The organism is Nocardia alba NBRC 108234, assembly GCF_001612665.1.
GTDB classification, from domain to species: Bacteria; Actinomycetota; Actinomycetes; order Mycobacteriales; family Mycobacteriaceae; genus Nocardia; species Nocardia alba.
Map to the genome: position 1 here is coordinate 127,243 of NZ_BDAX01000015.1, position 22,569 is coordinate 149,811.

18 protein-coding genes are annotated in these 22,569 nt (G+C 68.1%); 10 read left to right on the forward strand and 8 right to left on the reverse strand.

Going from position 1 to position 22,569, the window contains the following annotated elements; translation table 11 throughout:
- The first annotated feature begins 2 nt into the window (after positions 1-2).
- Both NA12_RS17680 and NA12_RS17685 read left to right on the forward strand, forming a co-directional pair.
- The gene (locus NA12_RS17680; RefSeq protein WP_067451969.1) at positions 3-1,205 is read left to right on the forward strand and encodes an FAD-dependent oxidoreductase; all 1,203 of its coding nucleotides are present in this window, start codon (positions 3-5) and stop codon (positions 1,203-1,205) included.
- Positions 1,202-2,713 (forward strand): class I adenylate-forming enzyme family protein, encoded by a 1,512-nt coding sequence (locus NA12_RS17685; protein ID WP_067451972.1) that lies wholly within the window; start codon positions 1,202-1,204, stop codon positions 2,711-2,713. Before NA12_RS17680 ends, NA12_RS17685 begins: the two co-directional genes overlap by 4 nt.
- Here the strand turns inward: NA12_RS17685 and NA12_RS17690 are convergent.
- From NA12_RS17690 to NA12_RS17720, 7 genes are read right to left on the reverse strand one after another with little or no spacing between them, the layout of a single operon-like run.
- Positions 2,691-3,392, reverse strand: a complete 702-nt coding sequence (locus tag NA12_RS17690) for a 5'/3'-nucleotidase SurE (RefSeq protein WP_165914827.1) — start codon at positions 3,390-3,392, stop codon at positions 2,691-2,693. The two genes, NA12_RS17685 and NA12_RS17690, sit on opposite strands and share 23 nt — an antisense overlap.
- The gene (locus NA12_RS17695; protein WP_067451978.1) at positions 3,376-4,557 is read right to left on the reverse strand and encodes an ABC transporter ATP-binding protein; all 1,182 of its coding nucleotides are present in this window, start codon (positions 4,555-4,557) and stop codon (positions 3,376-3,378) included. Before NA12_RS17695 ends, NA12_RS17690 begins: the two co-directional genes overlap by 17 nt.
- 5 nt (positions 4,558-4,562) lie before the next feature.
- Positions 4,563-5,378: a carbohydrate ABC transporter permease gene (locus tag NA12_RS17700; protein WP_067451980.1), complete on the reverse strand. Its 816-nt coding sequence runs from the start codon at positions 5,376-5,378 to the stop codon at positions 4,563-4,565.
- Complete coding sequence (locus NA12_RS17705; protein WP_067451982.1) at positions 5,365-6,312, reverse strand: carbohydrate ABC transporter permease; 948 nt, start codon at positions 6,310-6,312, stop codon at positions 5,365-5,367. The genes NA12_RS17700 and NA12_RS17705 overlap by 14 nt, the downstream gene beginning before the upstream one ends.
- A complete protein-coding gene (locus tag NA12_RS17710; RefSeq protein ID WP_067451988.1) occupies positions 6,309-7,295 on the reverse strand; it encodes a sugar phosphate isomerase/epimerase family protein in 987 nt (328 codons plus the stop codon). The genes NA12_RS17705 and NA12_RS17710 overlap by 4 nt, the downstream gene beginning before the upstream one ends.
- Before the next feature lie 47 nt (positions 7,296-7,342).
- Positions 7,343-8,635: an ABC transporter substrate-binding protein gene (locus NA12_RS17715; protein ID WP_084472858.1), complete on the reverse strand. Its 1,293-nt coding sequence runs from the start codon at positions 8,633-8,635 to the stop codon at positions 7,343-7,345.
- A gap of 37 nt (positions 8,636-8,672) precedes the next feature.
- Complete coding sequence (locus NA12_RS17720; protein ID WP_067451993.1) at positions 8,673-9,896, reverse strand: cytochrome P450; 1,224 nt, start codon at positions 9,894-9,896, stop codon at positions 8,673-8,675.
- Positions 9,897-10,267: 371 nt separating this feature from the next.
- Between NA12_RS17720 and NA12_RS17725 the strand changes: the two genes are divergently transcribed.
- The 5 genes from NA12_RS17725 to NA12_RS17745 all read left to right on the forward strand — a co-directional run bounded on the left by NA12_RS17725 (position 10,268) and on the right by NA12_RS17745 (position 16,281).
- Complete coding sequence (locus NA12_RS17725) at positions 10,268-11,206, forward strand: LysR family transcriptional regulator (RefSeq protein WP_067451995.1); 939 nt, start codon at positions 10,268-10,270, stop codon at positions 11,204-11,206.
- Between the two features lie 69 nt (positions 11,207-11,275).
- Entirely contained in the window at positions 11,276-11,797 is a 522-nt protein-coding gene (locus NA12_RS17730; RefSeq protein ID WP_084472860.1) for a DUF4442 domain-containing protein, read from the forward strand.
- A complete protein-coding gene (locus NA12_RS17735; protein WP_067451997.1) occupies positions 11,797-12,675 on the forward strand; it encodes an alpha/beta hydrolase family protein in 879 nt (292 codons plus the stop codon). Before NA12_RS17730 ends, NA12_RS17735 begins: the two co-directional genes overlap by 1 nt.
- 196 nt (positions 12,676-12,871) lie before the next feature.
- On the forward strand, positions 12,872-14,452 hold the full coding sequence (locus tag NA12_RS17740; protein ID WP_067452000.1) for a PfaD family polyunsaturated fatty acid/polyketide biosynthesis protein: 1,581 nt from the start codon (positions 12,872-12,874) through the stop codon (positions 14,450-14,452).
- Positions 14,449-16,281, forward strand: a complete 1,833-nt coding sequence (locus NA12_RS17745; protein WP_084472862.1) for an AMP-dependent synthetase/ligase — start codon at positions 14,449-14,451, stop codon at positions 16,279-16,281. The genes NA12_RS17740 and NA12_RS17745 overlap by 4 nt, the downstream gene beginning before the upstream one ends.
- Here the strand turns inward: NA12_RS17745 and NA12_RS17750 are convergent.
- Positions 16,278-16,808 (reverse strand): PaaI family thioesterase, encoded by a 531-nt coding sequence (locus NA12_RS17750; RefSeq protein WP_084472863.1) that lies wholly within the window; start codon positions 16,806-16,808, stop codon positions 16,278-16,280. The two genes, NA12_RS17745 and NA12_RS17750, sit on opposite strands and share 4 nt — an antisense overlap.
- 214 nt (positions 16,809-17,022) lie before the next feature.
- Between NA12_RS17750 and NA12_RS17755 the strand changes: the two genes are divergently transcribed.
- From NA12_RS17755 to NA12_RS17765, 3 genes are all read left to right on the forward strand, one after another.
- The gene (locus NA12_RS17755) at positions 17,023-18,225 is read left to right on the forward strand and encodes an NAD(P)/FAD-dependent oxidoreductase (protein WP_067452004.1); all 1,203 of its coding nucleotides are present in this window, start codon (positions 17,023-17,025) and stop codon (positions 18,223-18,225) included.
- Positions 18,212-18,823, forward strand: coding sequence for a GDSL-type esterase/lipase family protein (locus NA12_RS17760; RefSeq protein ID WP_207905628.1), 612 nt, complete (start codon positions 18,212-18,214; stop codon positions 18,821-18,823). Before NA12_RS17755 ends, NA12_RS17760 begins: the two co-directional genes overlap by 14 nt.
- A gap of 23 nt (positions 18,824-18,846) precedes the next feature.
- The coding region (locus NA12_RS17765; RefSeq protein ID WP_218017145.1) for a type I polyketide synthase at positions 18,847-22,569 on the forward strand (3,723 nt) is incomplete at its 3' end.

Below are 22,569 nucleotides of genomic sequence, written 5' to 3' on the forward strand. Positions count from 1 at the left end.
CTGTGCACGATGTCATTGTTGTCGGCGCGCGCTGCGCCGGTGCCACGGTGGCGATGCTGCTCGCGCGGCGTGGCTACCGGGTGATCTGCGTCGACCAGGCGCTGTTCCCCAAGGATGCTGTTTCGACGCACATGCTGCGGCAGAGCGGCCTGGCGCGACTGCGCGACTGGGGCCTGCTCGATCGGCTGAAAGCCACCGGCTGCACGCCCATCCACTCGATCACGATGTCCTACGCCGACGCCCACTTCTCCGGCTTCTCCGATCCGATCGACGGGATCGCCGAGACCTACGCGCCGCGCCGCTTCGTGCTCGACGCCTTGTTGCAGGACGCCGCCCGCGAGGCCGGGGTGGATCTGCGCGAAGGCGTCACCGTGACGGATCTGGTGCGCGACGGTGAGTTCGTCACCGGCATCGTCGGTCGCGACCGCGACGGCGAACCCGTCACCGAACACGCGCGCCTGGTCATCGGCGCCGACGGGTACGCCTCGACCGTCGCCCAGCTCACCGGGGCCCAGAAGTACGACGTGATCCCGGGGGAGACCTTCACCGCCTACTCGTACTGGTCCGGCCTGACCATGCAGAGCCAGTTGCGGATCGGCGACAAGCAGGCGGTCGGCGGCTGGCCGACCCACGACGGCAAGACGCTGATCTGGTGTGTGCAATACGTCGACCGGTTCGCGCCGTTCCGCGCCGATGTCGAGGGCAACTTCGCGTTGGCGTTCAAGGAGACCGCGCCCGACCTCGCCGAATTGCTCGACACCGGCGAACGCGAGGAACGGTTCTACATCGCCCGCTACCCGGAGAACTTCTATCGCGAATCGCACGGCCCCGGGTGGGCGCTGGTCGGCGACGCCGGATATCACAAGGACCCCTTCACCGGCCTCGGGATCAGTGACGCGTTCACCTACGCCGACCTGCTGGCCGAGCGCGTGCACGAGGGGCTGTCGGCGGCACGGCCACTCGACGAGGCGCTCGCCGAGTATCAGGCGCAGCGGGATCGGTCGAGCAAGCCCATGTACCGGTTCACCTGCGATTCCTCGCGACTGGTGTTGCCGGACAAGCACGTCGAGGTGATGCGCGCGTTGCCGGGCAGCGCCACGCACACCCAGCAGTGGTTCCGGATGATGGCGGGCGGGCTCAGCGGCCGGGAGTTCTTCGCCGAGGACAACCTCGCTTCGTTGCTGAACCCGCAGGGTGGGCGATGACGGTGCGACCGTTCGACACCGCGGGGATCTTTCGCGACGAGCACGGTGTGGCGCACTACGCCGACCTGCCCGATTCCCTGGTGGACATGCTGCGCCACACCGTGGCGACGTGGCCGGAGCAGGAAGCCGTCGTCGAGTTCGGCGGCGAGCGGCTCTCGTACCGGCAGCTGTGGGACCGTGCCGCCCGGGTCGCCGGTGGGCTGCGGGACAGGGGAATTCAGCCGGGCGAGCGCGTCGCCATCCTGCTGAACGCCGGAACCGAATGGGTGGTCGGCTTTCTGGGAATCGTGCTCGCCGGCGCGGTGGCGGTGCCGGTCAACACCCGGTTCGCCGAACCCGAAATCGACCATGTGCTCACCGATTCCGACGCCGCGTCGATTCTGCGGCCGAATGAGCCACTGCCGCAGGGTGATCCCTACGTCTACGAAGGCGCGGGCCCCACCGATCTGGCGGCGATCTTCTACACCAGTGGGACGACCGGCCGCCCCAAGGGGGCGATGACCACCCATCGCAACCTGCTGTCCACCGTGGAGAACGTCCGTCGGCTCGCCCACATCGCCGCCGACGAAGGTCCGACCCTGCGCAACCTGGTCTCGGTGCCGCTGTTCCACGTCACCGCCTGCAACAGCCAGCTGATTCCCCAGCTGGCCATCGGTGGCGCCACGATCATCTTGCCGCAGTTCAAGATTCAGGATTTCCTGCGGGTGATCGTCGAGGAGCGCATCACCTCGCTCACCAATACCCCCGCCATCTACTTCCTCGCGTTCCGCCAACCCGACTTCGCCGACTTCGATCTGAGCGCGGTGAACCGGGTCGCCTACGGCGGCGCGCCGGTCGCGCCCGCGCTGGTCGCCGAGATCGCCGCCAACTTCCCGAATGCCCGGTTGGCCAACGGTTTCGGGCTCACCGAGACCGCGTCGATCGCGACCTACCTGCCCCACGAATGGGCCACCGAACACGCGGAATCGGTGGGGTTCGCCGCGCCGATCATCGACCTGGCCATCGACGCACCCGATCCTGTCAGCGGTGTCGGCGAACTGCTCATCCGCGGCGCCACGGTGGTCGCCGGCTACTGGAACAACCCCGCCGCCACCGCCTCGACCTTCGTCGACGGCTGGATGCGCACCGGCGACCTCGCCCGCATCGACGAGCGGGGACTGGTCTCGATCGCCGATCGGGCCAAGGACATGATCAACCGCGGTGGCGAGAACGTGTACTGCGTCGAGGTGGAGAACGCTCTCGCCGGCGCCCCTGGCATCGGCGAATCCGCGGTGGTCGGGGTACCCGACGACATGATGGGCGAGAAGGTCGGCGCGGTGGTGGTGCCGCTCGCGGGCGCCGAGTTCGACGAGACCGCCGTGCTCGACTACCTGCGCGAGCGGCTCGCCGATTTCAAAGTGCCCCAGTACTTCTCGGTGCGCACGGCGCCGTTGCCGCGCAACCCCGGCGGGAAGGTCGTCAAGACCGCGTTGCGGTCCGAACCGTTCAAGCCCGCCGGACGAGGGTGATGCTGGTTCGCCGCTGTTCGGCGAAGGCGGTGATGTCGTCGTCGGGCGCCAGGTCCTCGGCACGGTAGCCGATCGTGCTGAGGATGGCGCCCTGGGCGATGTCGAAGACGTCGGTGTAATACCGCGCGCGGCTGACCCGGGTGTAGACCGGATCGGCGCCCCGGTCGAAGCCGGAGAAGTTGACGTTCGCGGTGAACCAGCCCGCCCGCGCCGCCAGCAGTGTGGTGAGGGTCGCGGCGCTCGCCCCGGCGACCCAGCTCCAGTCCCAATCGTGCGGCGCGTCCCACGGTCCACCGAACTCGCGCGAGAGCGCGATGCCGGGCACACCGCGCGCTCCCGCCTCCTGAACGGCACCGTAGGTGCCGCTGACATTCAGGGTGGCGCCGATGTTCTCGCCCGCGTTCACCCCGCTCAGGCACAGATCCACCGGCGCGAGGACCCCGGAGGTCAGCGCGAACACCACGCAGGCCGCCGGGGTCGATCCCACGTGAATCGTCGGAATTCCGGCGGTCGGGGCCGCCCACTCCCACTCCACCGCGACGCCGCTGCGCCGGGACTGGCTCGCACCCGACATCGGCCCGCTCGGTGCTACCACCGTCGCGTCGATGCCGAGCGTCCGCACGGCTTGCGCTAACGCCAGCAGCCCCGGCGCGCGGTATCCGTCATCGTTGGTGATCAACAGGTGCATCGAAAGCCGTAACGCGAGAGCCGTTTTCGGGGTCGAACAGGTGCAGCCGGTCAGCCGGGACGAACACCTGGATGCGCGCGCCGATCTCGGGAGCCGGATCGTTCGCGGGCAGTGTCACGGCCCATCGACCCGATTCGCCGGTGCACTGCGCGATCTTGGCGTCGCCGGTGAACTCGACCAGCTCCACCACACCGTGCACGAGCAAGCCGGGGCCGTCGTGGCGTCGCAGCGTGCCGTCGCCGGGCCGCCAGCCCAATGTCAGCTCGGCGGGGATACCGGGGATGGCGCGGGGGAGCAGCACTTCCACGCCGCGCCCGGTCATCTCGTCACGTGCCTCGTTCATGGTCACCGTCGACAGGTTCATCGGGGGGCTGCCGAGGAACGTCGCGACGAACAGATCGACCGGTCGCCGGTACACCTGCGCCGGACTGCCGACCTGCAGCACCCGAGAATTGTTCATCACCACCAGGTGGGTCGCCATCGACAACGCCTCGAGCTGGTCATGGGTGACGAGAACGACCGTATTGCCGAGCTCGCGATGCAATCGCACCAGCTCCACCCGCGCCTGCTGACGTAGCTGCGCGTCGAGCGCGGACAGCGGCTCGTCGAGCAACAGCACCTTCGGCTGCCGCACGATCGCCCTGGCCAGCCCGACCCGCTGACGCTGACCGCCCGAGAGCTGGGCGGGCTTGCGGTGGCGCAGCTCGCTGAGCCCGAGGCTCTCGCACGCACCGGCCACCCGTCGTTCGATCTCGGTGCTGTCCAGCCCGGACTTGCGGTTGTGCTTGCCCTCCAGGCGCAGGCCGAAGGAGATATTGCGCTCGACGGTCATGTGCGGGTACAGCGCGAAGTCCTGGAAGACCATCGAGACTCCGCGTCGACCCGGCGCCACCTCGGTGACGTCGGCGCCCTCGATGAGCACCCGCCCCGAGGTGGGGGTGATCAGACCGGACACCACGCCGAGCGCGGTCGATTTGCCGCAACCGGACGGGCCGACCAGCACGGTCAGCGACTGTCCGGGTACGTGCAGCAGGTCCACGTCGAGGGCCGGGCGGTCCTCGCCGTATTGCTTGGTGATGCTGTCGAGCACCACGCCGGCCGAGAGATCGAGCTCGGTGGTCAGCACCGGGGGCTCGCTCACACTGAGACTGGTCATGTCGATTACCGAACCCCTGAATGAAGGAAGGCGTCCGCGATCCGTCGCGACGCCAGGACATAGATCACGATGACCGGCAGCGAGGCCAGCATCGCCGCGGCGAGCATCGGTCCGTAGTCCGCGCTCTCCGGGCCGAGGAACAGCGCCAGACCGGGCTGGATGGTGGTGTCCTCGGGATCGGGCATCACCAGCAGCGGCCACAGGAACTCGTTCCACGTACTGATGAACAGCAGGATCGCCACCGCGCCCAGTGCTGGGCGCATCACGCCGAGGACCACGTGCCGCAGGACCTCCCACGAGGTAGCGCCCTCCAGCACGGCGGCGCCGATCAGTGATTGCGGCACCGACCGAATGTGGTCGCGCAGCAACAGCACCGCGAGCGCGCTGACGCCGAGCTGCGGGATGATCACCCCGATCGTGTGCCCCTGCCAGCCCAGTTTCGCGGTCATCAGGAACTGCGGGATGATCAGCGCCTGCGGCGGGATCAGCAGCGAAATGCCCACGGCCGCGAGGACGAAACCACGACCGCGCGCCTTGTCGAAGCGCACCAGCGCGTAGGCGGCGGGCAGGGCGACGAGCATGGTCGCGATGGTGACGCCCGCGGCCATCACGAAGGTGTTCCACAGCAGCGTGCCGATCGGGAACTTGCCCACTGCCTTGTCGTAGTTCTCCAAGCTCGCCGGAAGCGGGATCGGATTCAGATCGAAGATGGTCGACACCGGCTTGAACGAGGTGGCCAAGGCCATCGCCACCGGGAACAGCATCAGCACAATGGCTGTGATCAGTAGCAGGTGTCTGCCGATCGCGTCACCGCGTCGCACGGAATCTCCTCGAGAGCAGGGTGTGAACGGTCAGGAGCAGCCCGAACGCGAGCGCGATGACGATGGCCGCCGCCGATGCGGTGCCCGCGTCGAAAAAGGTGAAACCGTAGGTGTAGAGCCGGTAGTAGACGTTGTCGGTGGCATTGCTGGGTCCACCTCGGGTGAGCACCCCGATATTGGTGAACAACCACGGCCACACCACCACCATCGACAGCAGTCCGAGCAGAATGATCGGGCGTCGCAGCTGGGGCAGGATGATCGAGCGGGTGATCTCGCCCTCGGTGGCGTCGTCGAGGCGCGCCGCGTCGATGGTGCGGCGGTCCAGGTTCGCCAGCGCCGCGCCGAAGAGCAAGGTGTTGAGCGCCACCACCTTCGGGGCGGTCACCACCACGACGGTCGGTAGCGCGGTGGCGGGGTCACCGAGCCAGTTGACCGGTTCCACCCCGGCGAAACCGAGTACCTGATTGAGGCTGCCGTACAGCGGATCCAGGATGAACTGCCACGACAGCGCGTTGGCGACCGGCGCGAGCACGACCGGCATGAACAGCAGCATCCGGTAGAACTCGCTCATCCGGCCGGGGCGCTTCCACAGCGCGATGGCCAGCGCGCACGGCACCACCGTCGCGAACGGCAGCACGAACACCGCGTACTTCAGCGTGTTCCAGGCCGCGTTGCCGAATTCCGGCTCGGTGAGCAGGGTTTCGTAGTTCTTCAGACCGTTGAACGCGATGTCGGGCGACACCAGGTTCCAGTCGAGGAAGCTGAGTACCGCGGTGAACAGCAGCGGGCCGTAGACCCACACGGTGATCGCGAGCATGGTCGGCGAGAAGTACAGCCAGGCGAGCCCGGTCGCGGCGGGGCGCTCGACCACGCGCGACTTCGGCGTGACCACACGCGCTGTCGGCGTGATCTCGGGGTCCTTGGTGAGCGTCATGACCGGGCTCGCGCATCGAGCAGCCGCCGGGTGGTGTCCAGGGCTTCCGCGTGGTGGCGGGCGTGGCGCATCTCGATGATGATCGCCGGGTCTTGTGGGAAGGGCGTCGCCAGCACCTCGTCCAGCGGGATCGTGCCCCAGCCGGGCGGCAGGTGCAGATCGCCCTCACCGAGGAGTTCGAGTTCGTACGGGTTCGCGTCGGGCTGGCGCGGCATCCGGCCGAAATTGTCGTGCAGGTGAACGTGGCCGACAACCGGGGCGACTTCGCGGATCGCGGCCAGGAAGTCGTAGTTCAGGTAGCCGGCCGACAGGTACGCGTGGCCGACATCGAGGCACATCGTCACCGCGGGGTGATCGATCTGGCGCACCTGCTCGGCGACCAGATCCAGCCGCATCCCGTAGGAACGGCGGGTGAGTACCGCGGGGCCGGGCGCCCGGTTCTCGATCGCGATCGTGACCCCGCGCGCGCCGGATTCGTCGGCGAGCTCACGCAACATCGTGCGCTCGGTCGCCATGCCCTCGGTCAGTGCCGCACCGTCGCTGTAGAGGCTCGGCAGCACTCCGGCGTGGTAGACCAGCACCTCGGCGCCGATCGCGGCGGCGATCTCCAGATCCGCCAGCAGACCGAGTTGCTGGGAGGACGCGGACCCGGTGTCGAGCAGATTGCCGGTGCGTCCGGACGAATGCCACGAACTGTGCAGGGTGAGCCGGACGCGGCAACCGGCCAGCGCGTCGCGTAGCGCCGCCAGCCGGGAGCGCTGCACCTGTCCGCCGATCACCACCCCGAGGCCGCAGCCACCGAGTTCGGCATAGCCGAACCCGGCGGTCGCGGCCTCATCGAGGAATTCGCGCATCTCCTCGAAATCGGAGCGTAGGAGCTGCTTTCCCGACCACGGATTGACCGTCAGGCCGATCTTGTTCGGGATCGCGCCACCGTCGGTCGAACCGTTCGGTGGCGTGTGTGCGAATACCTGGTGTGACAACTGTGTCTCTCTTCGAGGGGGTGGTGGTCAGCGGATGGTGCGCGAACTCAGTTGAGTCCGCGGATCTTCGCGGCGGCGGCGCGCAGGGTCGCCGTCGGGTCGGCGCCGCGCAGGACGATCGGTTCGACGGCATCGTCCTGGAGGATGACGACGCCCTGGTTGGACTGCTTGCCGGGGAACGCGGTGTAGGGAACCAGATCGGCCATCTGCTTGACGGCCGAGCCGAGGCGCGGGTCGGCCGAGGCCGCCGCCGCGGTCCGCAGCGGCAGGTACCCCATCTGCGAGGCGATGAGCTTGAAGCTCTCGTCATTGGTCATGTACTGCACGAACTTCCACGCCGCCTTCGCCTTGGCCGCGTCCTTGGCCACGATCGTCAGGCCGGAGCCGGAGAAGGTGGGGCGGGCGGGCAGATTGTCGAAGGCGGGCAGCGGCGCCACCTGCAGGGCGAACTTGCCCTTGGCCGCCGCGTCGAGCGTGAGCAGACCGCCACCGGTGGTGACCAGCATGCCGAGCTTGCCCGAGTTGAAAGCGCTTTGCGCGGAAGCGAAGTCGACGGCGGGCTGTACACCGGACTTGGTCAGATCCTGGATCGTCGACAGCGCGGTGATGACCGGGGCCGAGTCGACGGTGACTTCACCGCTGCTCGACACCAGCGCGCCGCCGGCGCTGTTGACCAGGGACTGGGTCAGGTAGTCGGACTTGCCCGGGTCGACGGCCGAGACGTACACGCCCTGGGCCTCGGTCTTGTCCTTGATCGCCTGCGCGGCCTGCTTGAGCTGGGCCATCGTCTTGGGCGGCTGGGCCGGATCGAGCCCGGCGGCGGTGAACAGGTCGGCGTTGTAGAAGACCACCGGGGTGGCCATCATGAACGGCATCGCGACCGGCTTCTTGGCACCTGCCACCGGGGTCGCCTTCAGTACCGACGGCACGAAGCCCGCCATGTGCTTGTTCCACTCGTCGGTCCCGGCGACCTCCTCGAGCGAACGCAGCGGCAAGGTCTGCGAAGCCTGCGCGACCTTGCTCCAGCCGATCTGCGCGACGTCGGGCGGGTTACCCGCCACCACTTCGCTCTGGAGCTTGGTGAGCGCGTCGGCCGTCGGGACCGACTGCGGCTTGACCGTGATCTTCGGGTTGGCGGTCTGGAAGTCGTTGATCAACTTCTCGATGCCCTTGCCCAGCGGGTTGGTCTGTCCGTAGGTGTAGGACAGGAAGGTGATGGTCACCGGGTCGTCGGCCGCGACCGGGGCCGAGGTGTCCTGGCCGCAGGCTGCGAGCAGCGTGGTGACCGCGACGAGCACGATCCCCCATCCGGCCTTGCGGCCGTGGTGGTGCGTTTTCATAACAGGCTTTCTGTGGAGGGGGTGGTCGAATCGGATGTCAACGGAGTCGGACTCCGCCATGCGTGACGGTCATTTCCTGAATGCCACGCAGGTTCACATTGGGCCGGTACAGCACCGATCCCGGGACGAGCACCGGGTCGATCACCCGGCCGGCGAAGGCGGACAGCGCGGCGGCGCCCTCGGCCCGGCCCAGCGCCGCGGCGAGGCAGAAGTGGGCGCCGGCCGAGAAGGCGAGATGGTCGGCCGCGCCTCGGGCGACGTCGAAGCGGTCGGCGTCGGGGTAGCGCTCGGGATCGCGATTGGCCGCGGCGAGCAGCACCAGCATCGCGGTGCCGGGGGTGATCGCGGTGCCGCTCACCTCCATGTCACGGGTGGCGATGCGCATCACGAACTGGATCGGCGCGTCGTAGCGCAGTACCTCGTCGGCGGCGCTGATCCCCAATTCGGGGTCGGCGGCGAGGATTTCGCGCTGTTGCGGGTGCTGGAGCAGCGCGAGCACGCCGTTGGCGATGAGGTTGGCGGTGGTCTCGTGACCGGCGACCATCAGCAGCACGCAGGTGGCGAGCAGCTCACCCTCGCTGAGCACCTCGCCTTCCTCCTCGACCTCGATGAGGCGCGAGAGCAGGTCGTCGCCGAGGTTGCCGCGCCGACGGGCGATCAGGTTGACCAGGTAGTTCATCAGCTCGTTGCGCGCGCCCTCGGCGTCATCGAGATCGTCGTTGTGCACGACGAGGTTGAAGTCGAGGACGCGACCCAGTCGACGTGCGGCGGGTTCGAAGTCACCGAACTCCTCGACGGGGATGCCGAGCAGCGCGCACATGATGCGCACCGGCAGCGGCAGCGCGAATTCGGAGATCACGTCGAATTCGCTCTTGCTCGCGATCTTCTCGATGAGATCGTCGACGATCGAGTGGATCTGCGGCTGCGAAGCCCGAATAACCCTGGGGGTGAAGGCTTTCGACACGAGCCGGCGAATCCGGGTATGCGCGGGCGGATCGAGGAACAGCAGGGATTCCGGGCGTTCGGGATGATCCTTGCCGAGGCGGGAAAGCTTGGGGTCGTTGCGAACCGAGGGGTCGCGCAGCACCTGCTGGCAATCGGCGTAGTTGGCGATGATCACGAGGTCGCCGCCTTTGGTGACCAACGGGGACTTCGTGCGCAGGGCGCGGTGAACGGGATACGGATCGGGGCGGGTATCGGGAGCGAACAGTTCGGCCAGTGTCGACTCGGCGTCGTGCTGGCTGGCAACCGTGGTTGTCATATTCCGGGCTCCTTCGAAAACGGCGTCGAACTTACTTCGCCTGGACCGGATAAAAGTCTTCCACCCCGATGTCTCGGGCGACAACGTAGAACGCATTATTGATCAATTACGGTACGAAATGGATCGCCGTGTCAAGACGTGGATCATCGGCTTTTTCGCAAGCAGCGATTCGAGTAACCGATCGATCGTGTTCACGGTGCCGCCCGCGACGCGGGGAACCGCGAGGCGTGGCGGACACGCCGTGGGGTCGGCAGGAATTTAGTCGCTGCTCACCTGCGCTTCACGGGCCCGTTCCCCGGTGACGTGCGATGCCGCTATACAGAGTGCATATCTCGGACGAGTCATGTACCTGACAACGCGAGGCGCGCACTATGGAGACACGGCATATCGAGGCATTTCTTGCCATCGCTGATGAACTGCACTTCGGAAGGGCGGCCGCCAGGCTCCATCTCACGCAACCGTCACTCAGCCAGCAGCTCAAGCGCCTGGAACGCCATCTCGGCGTCGAACTGGTGTCCCGGACGTCGCGGGTGGTGCAGCTGACCCCCGCGGGTGAGGCGTTCCGCGCCGACGCGCGGCGGATCCTCGGGGAGGTGCACTCGGCGACCAACACCGTCCGAGACATCGCCGCCGGGCGCATGGGCAAGATCAACATCGGCTTCAACGGGCGGGCCGGGCAGCTCATCATGCCCAGGTCGCTGGCCCAATTGCACGCGCACTATCCCAACATCACGACCAAACTCAGCTCGGGTCGCTCCGGTCCGCAGCTCACCGCGCTCACCCGAGGGGAGCTCGATGTGGGGCTGCTCTACGGCGGCACGTCCAACGGCGGGTCGGTGCTGTCGCGATGTCTGCTGCAGATGCGCATCGGCGCGCTGGTCGGGCAGGGGCATCGATGGGCGGATCGGTCCTCGATCTCGATCCGCGAACTGGCCGACACGCCGTGCGTGCTGTTCAATCGCGAGGTGAGTCCGGCGATGTACGACGCCATCATGACCGCGGGCGAGCGGGCGGGCGCGTTCCCGAAGGTCGCCGAGTACATGAACGACTCGGTGGCCACCGAGATCACCGTGGCGGCCCGCCGGTATGTGGGGTTCGCGTCGTTCATCAGCATGGACGAGCCGCGGCCGATGGGATTGAAGGTGGTTCCCCTCGTCGATCCGGAACCGGTGGTGGAATTACAGGTAGCCTGGCGCGTCGATAGTCCCAACGAAGTGGTGCAGGTATTCCTGGACAGCCTCGATTCGACGAAGAATTTCCTGCAATCCACTATCCGCGGCAAAGTGTACGGAGAACCGCTGGCGAGTTGATTTCCATTCGGTCGATTGAGATCGGCAATGGAAATACGAATCGGTGGGTGCGGATGGTGCAATTAATTCATGGCACCTGAACTGAAAACCTCAGCCACCCTCGGTTCGGTATTCGAGTCGATCGATCCGGATAATCCGGACTTCTTGCAGCTGCAGCGAATTGTGAGCAAGTTGGTTCCGTTCGGCACCCACGCGGGTACCGAGATCACCGAAATCGGTCCGCACCGCGCGATCGTGGAAATTCCCGACGAGCCCTACATCCTCAACCATCTGCGGACCGTGCACGCCGGTGCGCAATTCCTGGCCGCCGATATCGCCGGCGCGTGCGCCTTCGTGGGCGCGCTGGCGTCTCGGTTGTCGGCCATCGACACCCTGGTGCTGCGCGACGCGCGACTGTCGTTCCGCAAACCCGCCATCGGCCGGATCCGGGCGATCGGGGTCATCGATCCCAGCGACGTCGCGACGGTGCTGGCGGCCGAGGGCGGCCGGCGGCTGGACGTGGACGCACGGGCGCTGATGTACGACACCGCGGGTGTGCTGGTCGGCAAGGTCTCGCTCGACTACGTGTGCACCCTCGCCGCGGAGGCGTGATGAGCGAGCAACGCACCGAGATCGCCGGGCTGGAATCGACCACCGTCGCCACCCCCGACGGCGCGGCGCTGGCGGTACGAATACTGGCGCAGGCCGATCCGGCCGCGCCGGTGGTGCTGATCCTGCCCGCCATGGCCATCAAGGCCAAGTACTACCTGCCGTTGGTCACGGCCTTGCACGCGGTCGGTCTCACGGCCGCCGTTCTCGATCTGCGGGCGCAGGGCGACAGCCTACCCGCGCTGGGGGAAGGTCCCGGGTTCGGCTATCGCGAGCTGATCGAGGTCGATCTGCCCGCGGTGGCGGACGCGCTGCGGGAGCGGTTCCCGCAGGCGCCGCTGCACCTGTTCGGGCACAGTCTCGGCGGACAGCTCGCGCTGCTGTTCGCGGCGGCCGAACCGGAACGGGTCGCGAGCGTCACCACCATCGGCACCGGTTCGGTGTACTGGTGGTCGTTCGAACTGCGCAGGCGGCTCGAGGTGCTGGCGAGCGGACTGTCGGTCGGCGTGGTCACCCGGCTGCGCGGCCGGTGGACCGGTGGCAGCGGGATCGGGCCGATGACCGCGGGCGTGATGCTCGACTGGGCTCGCCACCTGCGCACCGGCAACTACCGGCCCAGCGGCAGCACCCGCGACTACGACCGGTTGCTGCGCGAATTCACGCTGCCGGTCCTGCTCGTCTCGCTCGACGGCGACCGGCTCGGCCCCGTGTCGACGGTGCGGTACCTGAGCGAGCGGATGGGGGCCGCGCAGCGGCACCGCTGGCACATCGACCGGACCTCGGGGTTCACCCATATCGGCCACGCGTCCTGGGTGAAGGACAGCGAACTGGTCGCGCCCGCGGTCGCGGCCTGGGTTGTCGAAGGCCGACCGCCCCGGTAGCGATGGCCGATTCGGCATCGACCACCGATTTTCTCGCCTAGCGCAGCCCGATTGCCCGGCGACGGTCGACCGATCCGGTGGCGATGGCTGACCGCCTCGCCGCGGGATGGTCGACCACTCCGGGCGCCGACGTGCGTCGTTCGTGGCACCTCTCGATAGCGACCCCTGCCCTCGGACTCTCAGAAGGATTGGCACAGTGACGACTTCCCTTGTACCCTCGGCGCTCGCCAGGGACGACAACTCCATCTACCGTGCGCTGTCGGAATTGGACAAGCCGGTGTTCGTGGTCCGCGACGATCGCGGTGTCGCGGTCACCAACGACGCGGGCACCGCTCGTGGCGCGCAGGTGCTGGCGGCGGCTCCGGCCCTTCGTCCGGAAACGCTGGGCAACAACGAGTTCCGGCAGACCCATGGCGTGAACTTCGCCTACCACGCCGGAGCGATGGCCAACGGGATCGCCTCGGCCCCGATGGTGATCGCGATGGCGCGGGCGGGCTTGCTCGCCTCGTTCGGCGCCGCCGGTGTGCTGCCCGCCCGCATCGACGAGGCGCTGGCCACGATCACCCGTGAGGTACCGGGAAAACCCTTCGCCTGCAACCTGATCCACAGCCCCAGCGAGAACGCGCTGGAGCGGGCGATCGTCGACGCCTGCCTGCGCCACGAGGTGCGCTGCGTGGAGGCCTCGGCCTTCCTCGACCTGACCCCGCAGGTGGTGCGGTACCGGCTGGCCGGCCTGCATCGTGACCAGAACGGTCAGGTCGTCGCCCGAAACCGGGTGATAGCCAAGGTGTCTCGCGCAGAGGTTGCCGAACTGTTCCTGCGTCCGGCGCCGGAGCATCTGGTGCGCGGATTGCTCGACGCGGGGGAGATCACCGCCGAGCAGGCGCACCTGGCGGCGTCGGTCCCGATGGCCGACGACATCACCGGTGAGGCGGACTCCGGTGGCCACACCGACCGCCGTCCGCTGGTGGTGCTGTTGCCGTCGCTGCTGGCGGTGCGCGAACGGATCCAGCGCGAATACGGTTTCGCCCAGCGGGTCCGGGTCGGCGCGGCCGGTGGCATCGGTACCCCCGCGGCCGCCGCGGCGGCCTTCGCGATGGGCGCCTCCTACGTGGTCACCGGGTCGGTCAATCAGGCCACTGTCGAAGCGGCGCAGTCCGAGACGGCGAAGCGGCTGCTGGCCGCGGCGGGCGTCGCCGACACCACCATGGCGCCCTCGTCGGACATGTTCGAACTCGGCGTCGACGTGCAGGTGCTGCAACGCGGCACCATGTTCGCGAGCCGGGCGCGGCGGCTGTACGACACCTATCGGCGTTACGACGGCATCGAGGCGATCCCCGCCGCCGAACGCGCCGAGATCGAACAGCGCATCCTGGCCCGCTCGTTCGACGAGGTGTGGAACGACTGCCTGGTCTACTTCCGCGAGCGTGACCCCGAGCAGATCGCGCGCGCCGAAGGGAACCCGAAACGCCGGATGGCGCTGATCTTCCGGTGGTATCTGGGTCGGTCGTCGGGCTGGAGCACGGCCGCGACGCCCGAGCGCACCCTCGACTATCAGATCTGGTGCGGACCCGCGATGGGCGCGTTCAACGACTGGGTCGCCGGAACCTACCTGGCTGCCCCGACGAACCGCCACGTCGCCGAGGTCGGGCTGCAGATCATGCACGGCGCGGCGTTCGCCACCCGCGTGAGCCAGTTGCGCGCGGCGGGTGTGCGGCTGCCGGGCCGCTGTGCCACCTTTGTTCCGGCCCCGCTGTCCCCGATCGAGTCGCGATGAGCAGCACCGTGCACGCTACTGGACAAGCGGATGCCGCCGGGGCGAGCGCCAACGCGGTAGGCGAATACCGGATCGCACAGGAATACAGCGTCGCGCCGCTGGTCACGATGGCTGACGACGACAACCTGGCCGATGTGGTCTTCCGCAAGGCCGCGGTCGATCCCTCGGCCGTCGTGTTCAGTCGCAAGACGGCACAGGGCTGGCTCGACGTCACCTTCGGCGAGTTCGCGGGCGTCGTCCTCGGACTCGCGAAAGGCTTGTCGGCCAACGGGATCGGCGTCGGCGATCGGGTGCTGATCCTCGGTGGGACGAGTTTCGAATGGTCGGCCGCGGACTTCGCCGTGCTGAGCGTGGGTGCGGTGGCCGTGCCGGTGTATCCCACGTCGTCGGCCGAGCAGATCCAGCACATCGTGGCCGATTGTGGACCGAGCGCGTGTTTCGTGGAGACCGCCGAACAGGGTGAGCTGATCGCGGCCGCCGCGGGGGAACAGCTGCGCGGTCGGGCCTGGCTGTTGGGAGCCTCGTTGCCCGTGCTGACCGAGCAGGGCGAAGTGGTCGCCGACGCGCAGGCCACCGAGGCCCGGCTGGCGGTGCGCGCCGATGACGTCGCGACGATCGTCTACACCAGCGGCACGACCGGCGTCCCGAAGGGCTGCCTGCTGACGCACCGCAATATCTTCGCCGCCGCGGCCAACGTGGTCGAACTGCTCGACACCGTATTCCGGCGCACCCCCGGCGATCCCGCGTCGACGCTGCTGTTCCTCCCGCTCGCGCACGTGTACGGGCGGGTGGTGCAGTTCGGCTGCGTGATGGCCGGGGTCCGCACCGGGCTGGTCGCCAGTCCCGCGCAGCTGCCCGCCGAGCTGCCGGTCTTCGCGCCGACCTTCCTGATCGGCGTCCCCTATGTGCTGGAGAAGATCCGCAAGGCGGCCCGCCAGGCGCTCGGCAGTGATCGATACGACGCCGCGGAGGCGGCGGCGATCGCCGTCGGTCATGCGCGCAGGCGCGGTCAACAGCCCCCGGCGAGCGCGGAGATCGACGCGCAGATCGCGAAGCAGTGGCGGGGCATGCTCGGCGGGCGGCTCGAGCACATGGTCGCCGGCGGTGCGTCGCTGGAACCGTCGACAGCGGACTTCTTCGCCGGAATCGGCGTGGAGATCATCGGCGCGTACGGCCTGACCGAGGCGTCGTCGACGGTCAGTATGAGTGCGCCGCATGCCAATCGGGCGGGCGCGGTCGGCCGACCGGTGCCCGGCACCACGGTCGCCATCGCCGACGACGGCGAGATCCTGGTCCGTGGCCCGCAGGTCTTCCCGGGGTATTGGCCCGACGGTGGCCACTCGGCCGAGAACTGGCTGGCCACCGGCGATCTCGGCCGACTCGATGAGGACGGATTCCTGTTCATCACCGGTCGGCGCAAGGAGATCATCGTCACCAGCGGCGGCAAGAACGTGGCGCCCGCGCCGCTCGAGGACCGGGTTCGGCTGCATGCCCTGGTGAGCAATTGCATGCTCGTCGGGGAAGGCCGACCGTATGTGACCGCCTTGATCACCGTCGATCCGGTGGTGCTGGCTCGTTGGGCCGCGGCGCACGGCGTGGATGTGTCGGCCGGGGTCCCGACCGAGGACGCCCAGCTCCTCGCGGAGATCTCCGCCGGTGTCGAGGCGGCGAACCGGCTCGTCTCGCGTGCGGAGTCGATTCGCCGGTTCGCCGTTCTCGCGGAGGACTTCTCGATGGAGAAGGGTCAGCTGACAGCGTCGTTGCGGCTGCGCCGCGCGGTGATCGAAGCCGATTTCGCCGCCGTCATCACCACGCTGTACCCGGGCTAGGCCGCGCCGAGCCAGCAGAAGTACTCGAAATCCACCTTCGCGAGCAAGGCGCCGCTGTCATCGTGCAGCAGCGCCTTGCCCGCGATGTCGAACTGCTCCTCGGTCGCGCGCCCGACCACGTCGGCCAGGATCGGGGAGCTCACCGTGCCACTGGCGCGGATCCGACCGCGCGCGGGCCGGAAGAAGGTGGCCTTGTTGCCGCGCAGCACGAAGGTCCGCACGTGCAGGATGCGTGGCGCGATGATGCCGGAAAACGCACCGGCGCAGGCGACTTCGGCGGCGAGGAACAGCGCACCCGCGTGCACCGTGCCCAGGTGATTGCTCATCGCCGGTGCCTCGGGGATCTCGGCCACCGCCGAGCCCGGTCCCAGCTCGGTCATGCGCACTCCCACCAGATTCACGAACGGGACGAGCGTGTCGACAGTCTTGCGTATCTGTTCGTAGTCCGGGGTCGCGGCACCCGTCATATTCGTCAGCCGTGCCTGTGCTGCGGCGATTCCGGGGGCCGGTTCATTTCCAGTTGGCATGCCCCAATTAGCCCATACCGAACCGTTTTTCGTGATGAACGGAAGTTGAATTCAACTATTCATCCGAGCTGCTGGATCGCTAATAATCGAAATCATTGTTCTGGAACGTCTATGCATGTAATCCGATTGGAAATCGGTCCGCGGATCGAGCGGTTGGACTCCGTAAAATCGCAACCGGGGGCATAAGCGTTTCATTTACTGAGGAGTCACCCTGATGTATGACGCGATTGTTGTCGGCGCGCGGTGCGCGGGTTCACCGGTTGCCATGTTGCTGGCGAGGCAGGGGCATCGAGTCCTCGTGGTCGACCGTGCCACGTTCCCGAGTGACACCATCTCGACGCACTACATTCAGCAGCGCGGGCTGGCGCGGCTGGCCCAGTGGGGCCTGCTCGACAAGCTGATCGCCACCGGTGTGCCGGCGATCAAGCGGATGACGGTGTCCTACCTCGACATCGTCATCGCGGGATTCGCCGATCCCATCCAGGGCATCGATGCCACCTACGCGCCACGCCGTACCGAACTCGACGCGATCCTGGTCGAGGGGGCACGGGACGCCGGCGCCGAGGTGCGCACCGGCTACACCGTGAGCGAGCTGATCATCGAAGACGGGGTGGTCGTCGGTATTCGCGGCTCGGTAGCCGGTGGTGAGATCGCCGAGGAGCGGGCCCGCATCGTGATCGGCGCGGACGGCACCAACTCGTTCGTCGCCAACGCTGTCGGCGCCGAGACCTACACGAAGGTCGCGGCCGAGTGCTTCATCTACTACAGCTACTTCAGCGGCCTGTCGGTGTCGGAGTTCCACAGCCGGATCGGCGACAAGCAGCAGATCGGCATCTGGCCGACCCACAACGACCAGACCCTCGTGGCGGTCATGCGCAAGATCGACACCTACGCTGATTTCCGTGCCGACGTCGAGGCCAACTTCGTGAAGGTCGCTCGCGAGATCCTGCCCGAGTTCGCCGAGGAACTGGTCACCAAGGGCAAGCGCGAGGAGCGTTTCACCCCGATGCGGTACCCGGACAACTACCGCCGCCAGTCGCACGGCGAAGGCTGGGCGCTGGTCGGGGACGCGGGGTACCACAAGGACCCGTTCACCGGGCTCGGCATCTCCGACGCGTTCGACTACGCGGCGCTGCTGGCCGAGCGGGTGCACGAGGGTCTGAGCGATCAGCGACCGATGGCCGAGGCACTCGCCGATTACCAGCGCGAGCGTGATGAGAAATCGCAGTCGAGTTTCGAGTTCACCTGCACGATTTCCACGCTGGAACTGACTCCACAATTGCTGGCCGTTTTCCGTGCGCTGGAAAAGAACGAAGAATATGCCACGGACTTCTATGCGATGGTCGGCGGCGGAATGACCGGCGAGGAATTCTTCGCGCCGGAACGCATCGCGAAATTACTCGGTGCCAACGCATGAGCTGATGGTGCTCGGCGACAGTTTCGCGGAGGGGCGCGGCGGTTCGGTCAACGCCGACGGCTCCTTCGCGGGATTTGTCACGCGCGTCGAGCACCTGCTCGGAATTTCCGGCGTGATACTGAACCTCGGTTCCTACGGGGCCACCACCCAGGACGTCGTCGATCGGCAGCTGCCGGTCGCCCTGGCCGCCGATGCTCCACTGATCGGCGTGATCGTCGGTGGAAACGACCTGGTCACCGACTACGACCCGGATCGCTTCCGCCGCAACCTGCGTCATATCTATGCCGGGCTGGCGCGCCCGGATCGGCTGGTGTTCACCACGAACTGGCCGAATATCCCGGACCGCCTGCCCGGTCTGCCCGAATCCGCGCGCACGGTGTTGCGGTCGCGATTCGCGCAAGCCAACGACTATCTCGACGACCTCGTCCACGAGTTCGATCTCGTGCGACTCGATTTGGTGAACGCACCCATCACCGCGGACCCGGTCATGTGGTCCCCGGACGGCATGCATCCGAGTCCGGCGGGCCATCAGCTCATCGGTACGGCGATGGCCGACCTCATCGACGAGGTCCGGACTGTGCGAGTTTCGCAACTCTGAGCAGAAGACAAGGGATAGCAACCATGAACGACCACCTTCGGCACTCCGAAGACCCGGCCATGACGCGGCGACTAGCCGACAATCCGATCGCGATCGTCGGACTGAGCGGACTGTTCCCGATGGCCGCCAACTTCCGTGACTTCTGGCAGAACGTCGTCGACGCCGCGGACTGCATGTCCGACGTGCCTTCCACGCACTGGAACCTCGACGACTACTACGACGCCGACCCCACGGCGCCCGACAAGACCTATTGCCGCCGTGGCGGTTTCGTGCCCGAGATGCCGTTCAGCGTCACCGAGTTCGGGCTGCCGCCCAACCAGCTCGAGGTCACCACGGTCGTGCAGTTGCTGAGCCTGCTCGTAGCGCGTGACGTGCTCGCCGACGCGGGCGCGGTCGGCTCGGACTGGTACCGGCCCGAGCGCACCGGTGTAGTCCTCGGCGTCGCCGGACCGACGACGCTGTCGCACCCACTGGCCGCCCGGCTGTCGACGCCGGTGCTCAAGGAGGTCATCCGCAGTTGTGGGCTGACCCAGGCCGACGCCGAACAGATCGCGCAGAAGTACGCCGACGCCTTCCCGTCGTGGGAGGAGAACTCGTTCCCCGGTCTGCTGGGCAATGTGATCGCGGGCCGGGTCGCCAACCGCCTCGACCTCGGCGGCATGAACTGCACCGTCGACGCGGCGTGCGCGAGCTCGCTGTCGGCGGTCCACGTCGCGATCAGCGAGCTGGTGTCCGGTCGCGCCGACATGATGATCACCGGTGGCTGTGACACCGAGAACTCGATCTTCGGCTACCTGTGCTTCAGCAAGGTCGGGGCGCTGTCTCGCTCGGGCGTGATCAAGCCGCTCGACGACAGCGCCGACGGCACCCTGGTCGGTGAGGGCATCGGCATGATCGCCCTCAAGCGCCTCGCCGACGCCGAGCGCGACGGCGACCGGGTGTACGCGGTGATCAAGGGCATCGGATCGTCGAGCGACGGGCGGTTCAAGAGCATCTACGCCCCGCGCGCCGAGGGTCAGCAGGCCGCCCTGCACCGCGCCTACGAGGACGCGGACTGCTCGCCCGCCACGATCGGGCTGTTCGAGGCCCATGCCACCGGCACCCGCGTCGGCGATCAGACCGAACTCGCCGCGTTGACCACGGTGCTGCGTGAGGCGACCGACGAGATCGGGTACGCCGCGATCGGCAGCGTGAAGTCCCAGATCGGGCACACCAAGGGCGCCGCGGGCGCGGCCAGCCTGATCAAGCTGGCGCTGGCGTTGCACCACAAGGTGCTGCCCCCGACGATCAATGTCACCGCGCCCAACAAGGCGCTCGACGACACCTCCCCGCTCTACATCAACACCAGGACCCGGCCGTGGATCCGTGATCCGCACCGGCCGCAGCGCCGCGCGGCGGCCTCGGCGATGGGCTTCGGCGGCACCAACTTCCACGCGATCCTCGAGGAAGCGAATGAGGGGCGTGGGCACGCGCTCACGATGCACCGCACCGCGCGGGTCCAGCTGTGGCACGCCGCCTCGACGGCCGAACTGGCGAGCCTGCTGAGCTCGGGCGCCGCCCCGAACGGCGACGCCGGGATTCCGGCCGAGCACGCCCGTGTCGGGTTCGTGGCGCGCGACGACGAAGACGCCGCGGCCCTGCGCGCGCTGGCGGTGACCGAACTCGCCGGTGACGCCGACGAGTGGACGCATCCGCGCGGCATCGTCTTCCGTCGACGTGCTCTGCCGGATCTGAAGATCGGCGCGCTGTTCGCCGGCCAGGGCAGCCAGTACGTGGACATGGGCCTGGCCGCGGTGTTGAACAACCCCACCGTCGCGGGCGCCTTCGACGAGGCCAACGCCGTATTCGCCGACGCCGCACGGCCGCCCGCCTCGGTCGTGTTCCCGGCGCCGGTGTTCGATCCCGAGCTGCGCAACGCCCAGGAGGCGACGTTGCGGCGCACCGAGTTCGCGCAGCCCGCGATCGCGGCGCTGTCGGTGGGCCAGTACCGGTTCCTGTCCGAGCGCGGCCTGACCTGCGAAGGGTTCATGGGCCACAGCTTCGGTGAGCTGACCGCGCTGTGGGCGGTGGATTCGCTCGACGCCGTCGACTACTTCACCCTCGCCAGGGCGCGCGGCGCGGCGATGGCGATCCACACCGACGCCGACGCGGGCACCATGGCCGCGGTGCAGGCCGACCGCGATCAGGTCGGCGCGATCCTCGCCGACCATCCCGATGTGAGCGTGTGCAACCACAACGCACCCGACCAGGTGGTGGTCGGTGGCGGCACCGACGCCGTCGCGGCGTTCGTCGCGGCGGGCCGGGCACAGGGGCTGACCGTGCGCGAGCTGTCGGTGGCGGGCGCGTTCCACACCCGCTACGTCGCCCACGCGGTCGAGCCGTTCAAGGCCGCGGTGAAGGGTGTCGCCATTCGCGCCCCCAAGGCCAAGATCTACGCGAACTCCCGCGACGCCGAATACGGCGCGCGGGTCGCGACCAACCGTCGCGTGCTCACCGACCAGTTGCTCGAGACCGTCGAGTTCGTGGCGGGTCTGCGGGCCATGCAGGCCGACGGCTGCAATGTATTCGTCGAGTTCGGTCCGAAGGCCACGCTCACCTCGCTCGTGCGCCGCACGCTCGGCGCCGAGGTGATCGCCCTGTCCACCGATCAGGGGCCGACCGGCGACAGCGACGTCGCGCTCAAGAAGGCGGCGCTGCAGCTGGCGGTGCTGGGTGCGCCCATCGTCGACATCCACCGCCACGACGCCGCGCCGTTCGCGGTGCCGGCGGCGCCCGGCATGGTGGTGCGGCTCAACGGCCGCGATTTCGTGCCGGAATCCCGGAAAGACCTCTACCGCAAGGGAATCGAGGAGAAGGTCGTGTTGGAAGCCGTCACGCAGGCGCGAGCGGCCGCCGAAGCCGATGCCGCGGCACAGGCGCAGGTGGCCGCGCGAGCGCATACCGCCGAGCGGGAGCGCCTCACCACCGAGGCCTACACCGCCGGTCGCAACGATGCCGCGCGAACACCCGCCGTCACTCGGGAACTGGTGAGCGCCGAAGCTCCGGCCGTCGCGCCGGTCCGGGCGGAGTCGACCATCGGGCATCAGCCCGCGACCGGATACGACGTGGCTGCCCAGCAGCACCTCGACATCCACAGCCGGTACGCGCAGGGTCAACTCGAGGTCGCCGAAGGGCTGGTCTCGGTTCTGCGCGACGCCCAGCGCACCGGTGGCGTCGATGACCGCCTCCACGAGACCGTGCACGCGATCAAGGAACAGAGCCTGGCGATCGGCCGGACCCATGTCCAGGTCAACGAGATCCTCGCCTCGCTGTCCGGTCTCGAACTCGGGTCCCCGGCGCCGACCGTCGACTTTCCGAGCACGCACGGGACCAACGGCTTCCACGCTGAACTCCCCACCGGCAACGGGAACGGCAGCCACACCCCCGCGGCGGCGCTGCTCGACCACCGCACAGCCACCGAGCCGTCGGCGCCGAACGCTCACCCGTACTCGCCTGCTCCACAACGCACCGCGGCGACACCCGAACCGCAGCCGGCGCGAGCAGCGGACGTGCCCACGACGCGCCGGACCGTCGACACCGAGCCCGCTCCTCAGGCCGCGATGCCCGCCGCCGTCACGGTGAGTGAGCCCCCCGCGCTCGATGCCGACGCGGTGTGGTCGGTGTTGTCGCAGGTGGTGTCGGACAAGACCGGTTACCCGACCGACATGCTGGCGTTGTCGCTGGATCTGGAAGCCGATCTCGGTGTG

Excerpts from the sequence above, each read along its gene's own strand:
- NA12_RS17685 (WP_067451972.1), top strand. The coding sequence starts at position 1,202 with ATGACGGTGCGACCGTTCGACACCGCGGGGATCTTTCGCGACGAGCAC.
- NA12_RS17695 (WP_067451978.1), bottom strand. The coding sequence starts at position 4,557 with ATGACCAGTCTCAGTGTGAGCGAGCCCCCGGTGCTGACCACCGAGCTC.
- NA12_RS17705 (WP_067451982.1), bottom strand. The coding sequence starts at position 6,312 with ATGACGCTCACCAAGGACCCCGAGATCACGCCGACAGCGCGTGTGGTC.
- NA12_RS17715 (WP_084472858.1), bottom strand. The coding sequence starts at position 8,635 with ATGAAAACGCACCACCACGGCCGCAAGGCCGGATGGGGGATCGTGCTC.
- NA12_RS17720 (WP_067451993.1), bottom strand. The coding sequence starts at position 9,896 with ATGACAACCACGGTTGCCAGCCAGCACGACGCCGAGTCGACACTGGCC.
- NA12_RS17725 (WP_067451995.1), top strand. The coding sequence starts at position 10,268 with ATGGAGACACGGCATATCGAGGCATTTCTTGCCATCGCTGATGAACTG.
- NA12_RS17730 (WP_084472860.1), top strand. The coding sequence starts at position 11,276 with ATGGCACCTGAACTGAAAACCTCAGCCACCCTCGGTTCGGTATTCGAG.
- NA12_RS17735 (WP_067451997.1), top strand. The coding sequence starts at position 11,797 with ATGAGCGAGCAACGCACCGAGATCGCCGGGCTGGAATCGACCACCGTC.
- NA12_RS17745 (WP_084472862.1), top strand. The coding sequence starts at position 14,449 with ATGAGCAGCACCGTGCACGCTACTGGACAAGCGGATGCCGCCGGGGCG.
- NA12_RS17750 (WP_084472863.1), bottom strand. The coding sequence starts at position 16,808 with ATGCCAACTGGAAATGAACCGGCCCCCGGAATCGCCGCAGCACAGGCA.
- NA12_RS17755 (WP_067452004.1), top strand. The coding sequence starts at position 17,023 with ATGTATGACGCGATTGTTGTCGGCGCGCGGTGCGCGGGTTCACCGGTT.